The organism is Sorangium sp. So ce375 (assembly GCF_051473855.1).
Classification (GTDB): domain Bacteria; phylum Myxococcota_A; class Polyangia; order Polyangiales; family Polyangiaceae; genus Sorangium.
The window spans coordinates 5526634-5540000 of sequence record NZ_CP150335.1; the positions used below are offsets into that span (position 1 = coordinate 5526634).

The following is a 13367-nucleotide window of genomic DNA, read 5'->3' on the forward strand; positions in this document are numbered from 1 at the left end:
CCCCGGCGACCGTGTCCACGCGACCGATGATCCAGATCGAGCAGCTGACGAAGAGCTTCGGGGGCATGCCCGTCCTCCGGGGTGTCGATCTCGACGTGCCCGCCGGCTGCCTTTACGGGCTCATCGGGCCGGGCGCCTCGGGCAAGAGCGTGCTGCTCAAGATGATCACCGGGCTCCTGCGGCCGGACCGCGGGCGCGTGCTCGTCGATGGCAAGGACGTCCACGCGCTCAGCGAGCTCGAGCTCCAGACGTTCCGCCTCAAGTTCGGGATGCTTTTCCAGAACAACGCGCTGTTCGACTACATGACCGTCGGCGAGAACATCGCGTTCCCTCTGCGCCGGCTCTACGATCTGAGCGAGGACGAGATCGAGGAGCGGGTCGCGGAGCGGCTCCGCGCGGTGTCCCTGGCGGGCTTCGAGGAACGGACGCCCGCTGGGCTGTCCGGCGGCCAGAAGAAGCGCGTGGGCGTCGCCCGCGCCACGATCGCGCGCGGCGAGATCGTCCTTTACGACGAGCCCGCCGCCGGCCTCGACCCGGTCACGTCGCAGCGCATCTTCGACCTGCTCCGCGCCGAGCAACGGGCGATGAACGCGACCGTGGTCATGGTCTCGAGCGATCTCGACCGGCTGCTCACGGTCACGGACCGGGTGGGGATGCTCTACCGCGGACGGCTGATCTTCGACGGCACCACAGCAGAAGCAAAGGCGAGCGACGACCCGCGCGTGAGGCAGTTCGTCCACGGGCTGACCGAGGGGCCGCTGTAGAACATCGCCCGCGTCGCGCACTGGCCGCCGAAACAAGCAAGAAAAGACACAAAGAGAACGCGGGTGGAGAGCTCTGCCCTCGTCGGTTGTGGCGTCCTTTGAACCGCCAAGTCGCCATGAGACGCCAAGATTTTGTGGATTTCTTGGCGTCTCATGACGACTTGGCGGTTCCATCCTTCCTGCAGGGTGGGAGGATTCCCCCTGCCCTCGATGTCTTTGGCCCCCGAGACCGCCAGCGCGCGGCGGTCACGCGCGCTCGAAGATGTCCATCGACGAGAAGCCAAGGCCGGGAGCCCATCGCCGGCGAAGAAAAGGACTGCACGGGATGCATGGGAAACGGCGGAGGATTCATCCATCCTTCCGCCTTTGCGCTCATCGCCCCACTTGCGGTCTTCTCCACCGTTCGGGTCAACCCGTCCCGCCCTCCGCCGGCGCGATGGGGCCGTCGCTGGTGAAGTGGAACCACTGCGTCGGGTGAGCCCGGACGAAGCGCTCCATGGCGCGCATCATCTCGGCCGCCGCCGCGTCCCGTTCCTCCTCGGTCGCCCGACGGGCGAGCCGGATGGGCGGCGCCACGACCGCCTCGTACTCGAGGAAGCCCAGGCGGTGCGTGAACACCGGCAAGATCGGCGCGCCGCTCAGCGCAGCGAGCGCGATCGGCCCCTCGGGCGCCCGCCAGCGGCCGCCGAGGAAGGCGACCTCCCGGCTGCGCATCCCGGGCGGCACGCGATCGATCTGCATGGCGACAGCGCCGCCTCGCTGCAGGTGCTTGAGCAACGGCAGCGCGTCCAGCGGGCCCTCGCCGATGTGTACCACCTGGACGCCAGCGCGCTGCCGTGCCGCGTCCTGGATCGCGCGCGCCTCGGCGTCCCGTTCCCGCTGCATGGCCAGCATGACGCCCGCCGGATGCACCACGCCGAGGATCTGGCCGGCGATATCCCAGCCACCGGTGTGCGCCGTGACGATGATGACGCCCCGGCCTGTCGCCGCGCACGCGTGGTAGTGCTCGACGCCCCGGGAGCGCCGCACCACCGTGTACCCACGATCGCTCGCGAGCAGCAGCGCCTCGGTAATGCAGCTTCCATAGGCGGCGAACACCGCGCTGCTGTCGAGCAGGTCGACGAGGCGCGACCGCGGCCCGCGGACGCGGCGGAGGTTCTCCTCGATGCGCCGGCGCAGCTCGGGGAGCGCGGCCGCGAAGAGCACGCCGAAGACCGGAGGGCTATGGCGCACCAAGGGCTCCGGCCCGCGCGTGACACCCGCCGTGAGGGCACGGCGCCAGAAGGCCGAATCGTGGCGTAGATCGGAGAAGAGAGCTCCACGCGGGCGAGGCATGAGGCAGCCTATCTACCGCAAACATAACGGCTAAGGGAGAGGCATCGACCGCGGGCCACGCGGCGCCGCGGCGAGCCCTGCCGAGGGCTCGCCACGTGGCGCGCGGGCCCCCGGCGCGCGGGCGCCCGGATCGAGGCGCGACGTCCCGATCGGGTGAAACGACGCTCCAGCGATGTCAGCCCGACTTCGATTTCCCTCCTGCGCTCGTCCAAGGCGATTCTGCGAGGAGCCCAGTCCAGCTTCACAGGAACCGAATCGCCATCGCCAGGCGAATCCCTACCGAGAAAACAGGTTCATGGAGCTCAAAGTATTCTGTTACAAGGCCCTTGGATAAGGGGGCCTTCGACATGAATATCCTGCTCGTCGATGACCAGAACGTCGTCCGGGAAGCGCTGGCGTACGCGCTCACGTCGCAGCCGGGGGTGAGCGAGGTCGTTCAGGCTGGAAGCGGGCAGGAGGCGCTCCGAGCGCAGGAGATCCACCGCTGTCAGGTGGCGGTGATCGAGCTCGGCCTCGCTGACCGCAGCGGCGTTGAGCTCATCCGGGAGCTCAAGGGCATCTCGGAGCTCCGCGTCATCGTGCTCTCGATGCACCGGGACGAGTTCCGGGTCGCCGAGGCGATGCGGGCCGGCGCCGATGGATACCTGTCGAAGCAGAGCCGGCTCGCCGATCTCGTGGAGGCGCTGCGCACCGTCGTTCGCGGGCGCACGGCCGTGTCGCCTGACGTGAGCGCCGCGATGGTGCGCGCGCTCCAGCGGCGCGACGCCGCCGCCAAAGGCGACATGGTGGCCGCGCTGAGCGACCGGGAGCGGCAGGTGCTCCGGCTGCTGGCGATGGGCCGCTCGGCCAAGGAGGTCGCCGCGCAGCTCTCGATCAGCGTGAAGACGGTCGAAACGCACCGGGCGCGCCTCTGCGCGAAGGTCGCGACGCACAGCGTCGCCGACCTGACCCGCCTCGCGGTGCGAGCGGGCCTCGTCGAAGCCTAGAGCGCCGTCGCGCGGGATCGCCCGGCGCGCTCCGGAAGCTCGCCCACCGCCGCTCGCCGCGCATGGCGAGCGGCGCTGGCTCACGCGGCCGCGGTGGAGGCCCGAGGAGCGGGCCGGAGCGCCGGCAGCGTCTTCCCGATCAGCGCCGAGCCGATCGCGAACCCGGAGAGCGTGAGTCGCATGTGGAGCACGTCCAGCATGCCCTGGCCGTGGAGCACGGTGAGCGTGCTGCGGATATCCCGGCGGCGAACGCGCACCTTCTCGACCAGCGTATCGAGCGTCTCGGAGCGGCCGTCGCGTTGAGCCATGGCCAGCGCCTGCAGGAGAGTTGCGGCTAAAATTTTCTTGTCCATGAGAGCACCCTAAAAAGGGTTCCCGTGGACTGCCCAATTTTCGATGACGATTTTTGTGCGAGATGACCCTCGCAGCTTGGACGACGGCCTCTCCAGACTCTGCTCATCCTGCGCCTGATACCCACCTCCCCGTATCAATGGTTCGTCGGTGGTGGTGTCCAAGCTGCCGTCAATCGAGGCGCGTCGCGTCGCGTCGAAAGGACGCCCTCGATGGGACGCGAGCACACCCGGTTGGGCGACCGTTCGTCGAATCCGTTCCCTCAAATGGCTCGGTGCGTCAGGGGGCCTCGCTGCGCGCAAACGATGCGCGGTGAAGCTAAGGAGCCGTGTAGGTCGCGCTGAGCTGATATGTGCTGGCCGCGTAACCGTTCACCGAGAGGAAGGCCTGCGTCTGCCCCGCCGGGACCGTCAGACTGCAGGTCTCCGCGGCGCCGTCCAAATACGGACGGCAGTCGTACGTGCTCAGGGTCGGCGCTGCGCCGAACCTCACGTAGAGATCAGGGTCGCCCGTGCCCGTCATCACGAGCCGGAAGCTCGTACCCGGAACCACCGAGAGGGGCCCGTGCGCCGCCGATGCGCCCGCCGCGACGCTGCCGCTGAAGGTCGCCGACTTGGCCGTACTGGTGCTGCTCGGTCGGGTATAGGTCACCGCCACGTTGCAGGTGGCCGCTTTATACCCCCTGACCTTGACGAACGCCTTGCTCTGCCCCGCCGGGACAGTCAACGTGCAGGTCTCGGACGCCCCGGAGAGATACGGGCGGCAGTTGTACGAGGCCGTCGTCGGCGCCGATCCGAACCTCACGTAGAGATCGGGATCACCCGTGCCGGTCATCGCCACGGTGAAGCCTGTCTCCGGCGTGACAGTGAACCCGGCGCTCGATCCGATGTCCACGAACGCACCTGCTTTGACGCTGGTGCTGAAGTTCTCGGTCACCGTCGTGCTGCCGCCGCCGCCACCACCAGCGCCGCCGCCGCCACCACCAGCGCCGCCGCCGCCACCACCAGCGCCGCCGCCGCCACCAGCGCCGCCGCTGCCGCCGCTGCCGCCGCCAGGCGGGCCGTAGAGCGCCTGGGCGCCCTGGATGTCTTTTGCGGTCAGCACAAAGTTCCAGTCGCCCGTACCGTTGCACTGAGGATAGTGCATCACGGAATTCGAATCATAGGTGGTCAGCGCGCGCCAGCTATCGTCCTCGAAGCAGAGAACGCCCGCCTCGGGGCGCGTGTGCTCGTGCCGGAAGCCTAGCGTATGGCCGAGCTCGTGCCGCAAGGCGGCCTCGAGCGCGATACCGGATCCATCGAGCTCCCTCTGGTCGATCAGGACGTTCCGCACCGATCGCTGATCGTTGGGGAAGAACGCCCGCGCGATGTACTGGCCTCCGGAGTTCGTCGGGTTCACATCGAAGACGACGCTGCTGTTGCTGGACGTGCAGCGCGAGTCCTCGGCGCTCAGGTAGATGTAGTCGACATCGGCGACCGCCTCCCAGGCGCCGGTGGCGGCGGCCATGGCCGCCACGACGGAGCTGTACCGGGCGCCGAAGGTCGTGCTCACGCAGTAGGTGATGTTCTTCTTCTGGGCTGCCGCCCAGACCACATCGCTCCCCCCGGCGCGTTGCACGATCAGCGCGCCATCGCGAACGTAGGTCTCCCAGAACTCCCGGAGGTGCTTGATGTCGGCGACAGGCGTATCCCCATCGACGATGTAAACACCAGAGTCAGGCTCGCGGAACGCGGCCCTCTCGAACGCCTCGAAGCTTTGCTGGCTGCTGGCGACGGCCTCGGCCGGTTCATCCTCGATATCCGCCATACAGGCGGCCAGGGAGAACACACAAACAATCATCACGCCACGCTTGAAGCTGGCCGCGCCGCAGACACACGATCTCACAGAGCGCATTGAGAGCTCCTTCCGCTCGAAAGACGATTCTCTGTCCCCACGAGGAGTCGGTCGGCCGGCCGGGAGGATATATAACCTGATCCGAGCGGGGCAGGATCATCAAATCGTCATGAATCAGCAAAAATGACGACTGTACTCAAGCGTTGAAGCCCTCCAGCGCTCCCGTCACAACTGCAACAGGATCGCAATTTTCCGGTCGCACAAGAAGAGCTCTTCTCGATCGTGCGGGCTGGCAAGGCTCGTCGACGCGGACGGGGACGCCGCGACTTCCTAGGCGTGCACGAGCCGTGGGCCAGAAAACAGAGCCGCCGCGAAGTCCAGCGCTCCTGGCAGTCGGTGAGTTCCTTGGCGCTCCTGGACGGACGCGGGTGCGCCGCTGCAGGTCGTTTACAGCTTGCCCCTGACGTAGGCGCGCTGGATCGTCAGCTTCGGAGGACCGGCGGAGAGCTCCAACGCTTCCGGGCGACCATCCGGAGCGAGGCTGCCCACGAGGCGCATCGTGCGCATGGAGACCGTGACGGCGCCCGAGGCGTCGCGCAGGTACTGGACATCGACGGGCTTCGTCGGATCGACGCCGGGCATGTACTCCTGCTGCTTCAGGTCGAAGGCGCCTTTCTTCTTGAGGAGACGGGCGAGCGTCGAGGCGGTGGCGACGGGCGACGTGAGCCACGCCTTGGCCGCCGGCGTGAACGTCCCTCGGACCTGCTTGCCCTCGACCTCTCCCGAGTATTCGTATTCGAAGTTCTTCTTCTGGGACAGCTCGATCCGGTGGTTCGTCTTACCTCCCGACGTCTCGATCCAGACGCCTCCCTTGATGCGTCCCTGGGGATCGATCAGCACGTTCGACGCATCATCCTCGAGGTGCAGGGTTTTGGCGTCTTGCGGCAGGAAGGTGGCCGAGCGAGAGAACCATCGCCGCTGGCCGTCTTCGTCCTCGAGCAGATCGCTCGTCTCGAATCCGACAGGGACCTTGCCGAGGCGCAGGATCAGGGTGTCCGTGTACTCGGGCTTCGGCGCCTCGCTCTTCGACTCGAACGAGTCGAAGAGCCCCTTGGTGAGCCGCTCGAACGTGCGGACATACCCGACCTCATCGTGCAGGCAGGCGATGGGGTGCGCCCTGTCCGCGTGCAGCGCGATCTTGAGCAGGCCGGCCGCCTTCCCGCCGGCCTTCGGGACGAGGTAGAGGGCCTGTACGAACACCGCGGGGCTCTCCCGGTGCACGCTCACCTCCCACGGCACGACGCGAGTGATTTCCACCTTCGCGGGGTCGAGCAGCTCGATGAAATTCCTCATCACCTCGCCCGAGTCGAGCATCGTCTTGTAGACGAAGCACTCGACATGGCTGTCCGTGCCGAGGGGGATGGAGATCGCGACGAGCTTCTCCTTCTGCTCGATCTTCGCCTCCCCTGCCCCGAACGCGCGCGCCGACCAGTCCGCGGCGCGGATCTCCCGGGCGGGCAGCTCGCCGGCCTCGCGGGCAAGCGCCTTCTCGATGTCGAAAGGCTCCTTCGCCGCGGGCGCGGGCGCGGGGCCCGGCGCAGGGACCTCCACGGTCGCCGCGCCGCCGCTGGCGCCGCCGCAGCCGGCGAGGAGCGCGAGCGAAAACGCGACCAGGCCCGCGCCGCGCGCGGATGCCGGAGAGCGGCCGCACGCGCGGTGAGGCGATGATGTCCTTTTCGGTGAGCAGGGCTGGCCCCCATCGAGCCGAGCCCCCTGGATCGCAAACGCCATCGTGAATCTCCTGCAATGTCGTCACCCCCGGCCGCGCGGAAGCCTCGGTCGTCGGGCCTAGCGCTGAAGGTGATGATGCAGTGCAACGAGAACGGCAGAGCACCGTGTTGTCAAGACGCGACCCGCCAGCGCGGCGGCCCCGCCGGAAGCCTGCCGTCACACGATCGTCAAGGTCACCCCCGGCTGTCGAAATCGAGACCGTGTCATTGCAACTTGATATTACCACGGCAATTTCACAAGCCGGCTCCTGCGGAAGGAGCGCGGGAGGCATCGTCGGCTCGGCGGAGGGAGCGCGGGCGCCATCCGTGGTCACCCGACAGATGGATCGTGAGCTCAGGCGGATCCTGAAACGCCGTCATGACCTCTTGTGTTGCGCGGTGATGACAGGTCGTCTCGCCGATCGTGCGAGGGGAAGAGACAACGGGCGATGGGGACGGCTCGCCGCGGCGTGCGGGCCTGCCACGGCTGAGCCCGCACTGGGGCGACCAGGCACGGCGGAGCGCACAGTGGGGCAGTTTGCCACAGTGAGCCCACGGGAGGAGGCGCCTGGTGATCCGATGGTCATCGATTGTCCGGCCTCGACGCATCGGCAAATTCGTCCGAGCTCTCCGGTCTGGCACCCGCGTTGCAGCATCGCCCGGCGTCGCCGGCACCGCCGGCCTGGTGTGGCCACGCAGCAGGTAGTCACGGTCGTCGAGTGGCGTTCACGAGGCAATCCATCCGAGGAGTGATTCATGGGACAGAGCAGCGAGAGCAAGCGAGGCTTCGCGGCGATGAACGCGGAGCAGCAGCGCCAGATCGCGAGCCAGGGCGGAAAGGCAGCTCATGAGAAGGGCACGGCGCACGAGTTCACGTCCGAGGAGGCACGCGCGGCGGGGCGCAAGGGCGGCGAGGCCGTCAGCCAGAACCGAGAGCACATGGCCGAGATCGGGCGCAAGGGCGCCGAGGCGCGGAGCCATGCGACAAACGGCGAAGGCCGGAGCCGGAAGGGCCGCGTCGAAGGCCATGCACAACACGTGAAGGCGGACGAGCACCCCCAGCAAAGCTGAACCGTCGCGGCGCGCCGCTCGGGATGCCGGAGGCGCGAAAGGACACGAAGAGCCGCCGAGGAACCACGAAAGGGTCCCCCTTTCCCGGTTGCTCGGCGGTCCTTCTTTGGCGCTGGACACATACGAGGCGGCGCAGCGCTCCTGCACTGTCCGCAATCGACGCCCGGCGGTCGCTGGAACGCGGGCGCGGGCACCCGAATCATCGATTCGAAGAGGGCTATTTCAGCCCTCCCGCGACGGTTACTCCGGACCGTCGTCGATGCTCGCTCCCTCGTCGAACATCGCCGGGTCGTCGTCGAGGTCGCCGTCGTCCAGCGCATCCCCCGCTGCGGCGTGCGCTCCGCCCTCGGCTGCACCGGAGGGCGACATCCGCCACCCACCCTGCGGGGGCCCAGCGGGCCACGACCGCAGCCCGGGCGGAGGCTTGAAGCCGTCGACCTCGTCCTCCGGCGCGTCGAGCCCCGCCGCCGCCGCGCGGCGAGCCCAGACTGGCGCGTTCGCGGGGGGCACCTGCCGCGGCCGCCACGCGTCCCGCTCGGGCGTGGCGGCCCGCTTGAGGTAACCGTGCGCTCCGGAAGTGAAGCCCACGTCCGACAGCGCGCGCGCGAGCGGGGAGCTGTGCGCGGGCTCGCCGTCGATCGTCGCCACGAGCACGGCGCGCCGCCGCCCCTCGTCGACGAGCGCCCCGAGCGCCGACGCGATGGCGCGGATCGCGTCGCCGCGCTCCGGCTCGGCCTCGGGCAGGAACGTGGTGAGGCTCCGCTCGGTGCGGCCCATCCAGGCGAGCAGCCGGCCGTCGTGCAGGATCACCAGGGCGCCCGCGGCCCGCTGCGGCCGGACCGGGCCGCGGACGGCGGCCTCGCCCTCGGGAGCGCCATCGCCGCGCGCGGCGAGCTCGGGCCAGCGGACGGCGGCGCCCCAGGGGTTCGCCGGATCCGTGGCCGCGAGGACGAGCGTCCGCGGATCGTCGGACGGCTCGCGGCAAGCCCGGAGACGATCGTCGGCCCCGGGCACGGCGAACTGCGCGGCGCCCAGCCCGGCGACGAAATAGCCGCGCCGCGCCTGACCGGCCTCCTCCATGGCGCGGAGCACGTCGTAGACGGCGGAGAAGCCGCCCGCGAGCCCCTCGACCGCCGCGGCCTCACGCGTGAGCACGCCGTGGCGCTCGAGCAGCGCGCGGGCGAGCGCCGCGCGGCGCTCGGTCTCCCCAGGCGCGCCGGCCGACGCGCTGGAGGACGCGCCGGCAGCAGCCCCGGACGCGCCGGGAGACGACAGCAGCGACCAGCGCCCTTCGCTCCCGGGCGGGCCGATCCGGCGCGAATGCAGCGCGGAGAGGCCGCGACCGGGCGCAGGGCGCTCGCGCCGCCGGCCGCTCGATCCGGACGCGCGGCCGAGGGCGCGCAGCGGGGCGAGCGTGTCGTTCGTGACCTCGCCGGCCCACACGAGATCCCAGAGCGCGGCGAGCAGGTCCGCGCCGAAGGCGCCCGTCTCGCGCGAGAGGTCGGAGAAGAAGAGCGCGCCGCGGCGCGCGAGCGCGGCCCGGATGCCCTCGGCGAGCGGCCCCTCGGCGCGGCCCGGCGGCGGGGCGAGGTACGGATAGGCCTCGGCGAGGTAGAGCGCGACGCGGCCATCGCCGTCGCCGACCGGCTCGACGCCGCGCCAGAGGACCTCGCCGGCCGCGCAGAGCGCGTCGAGATCGCCGGGGCGGTAGCCCTCGACGCGGGCGGGCAGCATCTCGGCCTCCAGGGCGGAGGCCGAGAGGGGCGCGCCCTGGAGCTGCTCGAGCGCCGCGAGCAGGCCGTCGAGGCCGCGCCGGCGGCGGTGCAGGCCGTGCCAGTCGGCGAGGAAGCGGGCGTAGGCCTCGGGCGGGACGGGCTCGACCTCGGCGCGCAGCCGGGCCAGCGAGCGGCGCTTCAGCGAGCGCAGCACCTCGGCGTCGCAGAACTCCTGGCCGCGGCCGCCGGGGAGGAACTCGCCCTCGACCACGCGACCTCGCTCGGCGAGCCGCGCGAGCGCGGCCAGCACCGGCGCAGGGCCGAGGCCGAAGCGCCGGGCCACGTCGTCCGCGCGGAAGGGCCCGTGCGTGCGCGCGTAGCGGGCGACGAGCTCGCCGAGCGGGTCGGCGACAGGCTCGAGGAACGCGATCGGGAGGCCGAGCGGCGGCACCACCCCGAGGGCGTCGCGCAGCCGGCCCGCGTCCTCGGCGGCGGCGAGCCGGCGCTCGCCGCCGATCTGGACCTCGATGGCGCGTCGGTCCCGGAGGAGCTCGTCGATCCATGCGGCGGCGCGCTCGCGGGCCGCGTCGTGCGGGGCGTCGGGCGGGGCGTCGTGAACGACCGCGCGCCTGGCCAATTCGTCGCGGGTGAGGTCGCCGAGCGAGAGCAGGAGATCGTGCGCCTGGTCCTCGTGCTTGAGCGGCGCTCGGCCGTCGAGGCGCTGGAGCGACGCCTCGAGCGCCAGCACGGCGTCCGCGTCGAACAGCTCGCGCAGCTCGGCCTCGCCGAGCAGCTCGCGCAGGCGGCCGTGATCGATGGCGAGCACCTGGGCCCTTCGCTCGGCGAGCGGCAGGTCGCCCTCGTAGATGAAGTTGCCGGCGTAGGCGAAGAGCAGCGTCGCCGCGAACGGAGAGGGCGAGCGGACGTCCACCGTGACGACGCGGACCTTGCGCGCGGCGATCTGGCGGAGGAGATCTTCGAGCGCCGAGAGGTCGAAGACGTCGCGCAGGCACTCGCGGTAGGTCTCGAGCAGGATGGGGAACGACCCGTAGCGCGACGCGACGGCGAGCAGGTCGGCGGCGCGCTTGCGCTGGGCCCAGAGCGGCGAGCGCTTGCCGGGGAACTTGCGCGGCAGGAGGAGCGCCCGGCCCGCGCACTCGCGGAAGCGGGACGCGAACAGGGCGGTGTCGCCGAGGGCGCGGACGAGCAGGTCCTCGACCTCGTCGGCCTTCGGCAAGAGCTGCTTCGCGTCGGGCGGCGATTCGGACTCGGGCACCCGCAGGACGATGCCGTCGTCGGTCCACACGGTGTCGACGGCGAGGCCGAGATCGAGGCGGCACCTCTCGGCGATGCAGGTCGCGAGCGGGGCGTGCACTCGGCCGCCGAACGGCGAGAGGAGGCAGATGCGGTGGTCGCCGACCTCGTCGACGAACCGCTCGAGCACGATGGCGCGGTCGCTCGGGACCTCGCCCGTGGCCGCGGCCTGATCGCGCACGTACCGGACGAGGTTCGTGGCCGCGCGCTCGTCGAGGCCGTGCTCGTCCGCGAGCGCGCGCTCCGCATCACCGTCGGGCAGCGCGGCGAGGCGCCGCGCGAGCGCGCCGATGGAGGCGCCGAGCTCTGCGTTGCGCCCGGCCTGATCGCCGCGCCAGAACGGCATCTTGCCCGGCTCCCCCGGGGCGGGGACGACGAGGACGCGGTCGTGGGTGATGTCGGTGATGCGCCATGACGAGGCGCCGAGGAGGAAGACCTCGCCCTCGCGGGCCTCGAAGACCATCTCCTCGTCGAGCTCGCCGACGCGCCGGCCGGGGCGCGCGGCGTCGCCGCCCGCGTCCAGGAAGACGCCGTAGAGGCCGCGATCGGGGATGGTGCCGGCGTTGACGACGGCGAGGCGCTTCGCTCCCTTCCTGGCGCGCACGGCGCCGCCCACCCGGTCCCAGACGATGCGGGGCCGGAGCTCGGCGAACTCGTCGGAGGGGTAGCGGCCGGACAGCATGTCGAGCACGCCCTCGAAGCTCGCGCGGGGCAGCTCGGCGAAGGGCGCGGCCCGGCGCACGAGCGAGAAGAGCGCGTCGACGTGGAGGGTATCCATCGAGGCGATGGCCACGATCTGCTGGGCGAGGACGTCGAGCGGGTTCCTCGGGTACAGGGTCGCCTCGACCTTGCCTTCGCGCATGCGGGACGCGGCCGCGGCGCACGCGAGCAGGTCGCCGCGGTGCTTGGGGAAGACGATGCCGCGCGACGTGCCGGAGACCTCGTGCCCTGCGCGGCCCACGCGCTGGAGCCCGGCGGCGACCGAGGGCGGCGCCTCGAGCTGGATGACGAGGTCGACGGAGCCGAGATCGAGGCCGAGCTCCAGCGACGACGTCGCGACGATGCACGGAAGCAGGCCGGCCTTGAGCCGCTCCTCGATCTGCTGGCGCTGCTCGCGGGCGATCGAGCCGTGGTGCGCGAGCGCGATCTCGGCGCCGGCGGTATCGTTGAGCGCCGCGGCGAGGCGCTCGGCGAGGCGCCGGCTGTTCACGAAGATCATCGTCGTGCGGTGGGCGCGGACGAGCTCGACGAGGCGCGGGTGGATGCTCGGCCAGATCGAGCGCTGCGCCGGCTCGGCGGGCGCCCCTCTCGGCCCCTCGCCGGCGCGGGCGGCCTCGCCGAGCTTTGTCATGTCCTCGACGGGCACCTCGATGCGGAGCTCCAGGGCCTTCGGGGCGCTCGCGTCGACGAGGGTCACTGGCCGCGGCGTGAAGCGACCGCCTGCGCTGCCCCCGTCGACCTCGCCGCCGCCGAGCAGCCGCGCGACCTCGTCGAGCGGCCGCTGCGTGGCGGACAGGCCGATGCGCTGCATCGGCCGCGGCGCCCCGCGGAGCGCCTCGAGCCGCTCGAGCGACAGGGCGAGGTGCGCCCCGCGCTTCGTCGCGACGAGCGCGTGGATCTCGTCGATGATGACGGTCTCGACGGCGCGCAGCCGATCGCGCGCGGCTGCGGTGAGCAGCAGGTAGAGCGACTCCGGGGTCGTGATGAGGATGTCCGGCGGCTTCTTGGCGAGCCGCGCGCGGTCTTCGGGCGCGGTATCGCCGGAGCGCACGCCGACCTGGGGGATCCTGTACGGCAGGCCGAGCCGATCGGCGGCGGCGGCGATGCCTGCGAGCGGCGCCCGCAGGTTGCGTTCCACGTCGACGGCGAGCGCCTTGAGCGGCGAGACGTAGATGACGCGGCAGCGCTCGGCCGCCTCGGGCTCTGGCGATGCCATCAGCCGGTCGATGGCCGCGAGGAAGGCGGCGAGCGTCTTGCCGGAGCCTGTCGGCGCGAGCAGCAGGGTGGACGCCCCGTCGAGGATCGGGGGAAACCCCTGGGCCTGCGCGGGGGTAGGCGCGGCGAACGCACCGCGGAACCACGCCCGGGTGGCGGGGTGGAAGCGATCGAGCGGATCGGGTGCGGGGGCGTGTTTCTTTGCCATCGGCGGCGCTTCCGTGGCCTGAGGGGTCAGCGCGGCACGTCGTCCCTCTCGCCGCGCGGCCCCTCGGTGCGAAGCCGCGGACGATG

8 protein-coding genes are annotated in these 13367 nt (G+C 71.0%); 3 read left to right on the forward strand and 5 right to left on the reverse strand.

All coding sequences use genetic code 11. The features are described 5' to 3' along the window. Nucleotides 1–26: 26 nt before the first annotated feature. The gene (locus WME90_RS20530) at nt 27–764 is read left to right on the forward strand and encodes an ABC transporter ATP-binding protein (RefSeq protein WP_437282857.1); all 738 of its coding nucleotides are present in this window, start codon (nt 27–29) and stop codon (nt 762–764) included. Between the two features lie 408 nt (nt 765–1172). Here the strand turns inward: WME90_RS20530 and WME90_RS20535 are convergent, their stop codons facing one another. Next, on the reverse strand, nt 1173–2099 hold the full coding sequence (locus WME90_RS20535; RefSeq protein ID WP_437282858.1) for a lysophospholipid acyltransferase family protein: 927 nt from the start codon (nt 2097–2099) through the stop codon (nt 1173–1175). Between the two features lie 347 nt (nt 2100–2446). On the opposite strand from WME90_RS20535, the gene WME90_RS20540 reads away from it, so the two are divergent. Beyond that, complete coding sequence (locus WME90_RS20540; RefSeq protein WP_437282859.1) at nt 2447–3085, forward strand: response regulator; 639 nt, start codon at nt 2447–2449, stop codon at nt 3083–3085. An 80-nt stretch (nt 3086–3165) separates the two neighbouring features. On the opposite strand, the gene WME90_RS20545 is transcribed toward WME90_RS20540, so the two are convergent. The 3 genes from WME90_RS20545 to WME90_RS20555 form a co-directional block, all read right to left on the reverse strand. Continuing rightward, a complete protein-coding gene (locus WME90_RS20545; protein WP_437282860.1) occupies nt 3166–3393 on the reverse strand; it encodes a hypothetical protein in 228 nt (75 codons plus the stop codon). 361 nt (nt 3394–3754) lie between these two features. Beyond that, the gene (locus WME90_RS20550) at nt 3755–5263 is read right to left on the reverse strand and encodes a pre-peptidase C-terminal domain-containing protein (protein ID WP_437282861.1); all 1509 of its coding nucleotides are present in this window, start codon (nt 5261–5263) and stop codon (nt 3755–3757) included. A 453-nt stretch (nt 5264–5716) separates the two neighbouring features. After that, nucleotides 5717–7060 (reverse strand): hypothetical protein, encoded by a 1344-nt coding sequence (locus WME90_RS20555; RefSeq protein ID WP_437282862.1) that lies wholly within the window; start codon nt 7058–7060, stop codon nt 5717–5719. 734 nt (nt 7061–7794) lie between these two features. On the opposite strand from WME90_RS20555, the gene WME90_RS20560 reads away from it, so the two are divergent. Further along, nucleotides 7795–8109, forward strand: coding sequence for a KGG domain-containing protein (locus WME90_RS20560; RefSeq protein ID WP_437282863.1), 315 nt, complete (start codon nt 7795–7797; stop codon nt 8107–8109). Between the two features lie 240 nt (nt 8110–8349). Here WME90_RS20560 and WME90_RS20565 read toward each other — a convergent pair whose 3' ends face one another. Next, nucleotides 8350–13281: an Lhr family helicase gene (locus tag WME90_RS20565; protein WP_437282864.1), complete on the reverse strand. Its 4932-nt coding sequence runs from the start codon at nt 13279–13281 to the stop codon at nt 8350–8352. Nucleotides 13282–13367 lie beyond the last annotated feature (86 nt).

Coding starts and splice junctions, on each gene's coding strand:
- WME90_RS20565 (WP_437282864.1), bottom strand. CDS start 13,281: ATGGCAAAGAAACACGCCCCCGCACCCGATCCGCTCGATCGCTTCCAC.
- WME90_RS20555 (WP_437282862.1), bottom strand. CDS start 7,060: ATGGCGTTTGCGATCCAGGGGGCTCGGCTCGATGGGGGCCAGCCCTGC.
- WME90_RS20535 (WP_437282858.1), bottom strand. CDS start 2,099: ATGCCTCGCCCGCGTGGAGCTCTCTTCTCCGATCTACGCCACGATTCG.
- WME90_RS20530 (WP_437282857.1), top strand. CDS start 27: ATGATCCAGATCGAGCAGCTGACGAAGAGCTTCGGGGGCATGCCCGTC.
- WME90_RS20560 (WP_437282863.1), top strand. CDS start 7,795: ATGGGACAGAGCAGCGAGAGCAAGCGAGGCTTCGCGGCGATGAACGCG.
- WME90_RS20545 (WP_437282860.1), bottom strand. CDS start 3,393: ATGGCTCAACGCGACGGCCGCTCCGAGACGCTCGATACGCTGGTCGAG.
- WME90_RS20540 (WP_437282859.1), top strand. CDS start 2,447: ATGAATATCCTGCTCGTCGATGACCAGAACGTCGTCCGGGAAGCGCTG.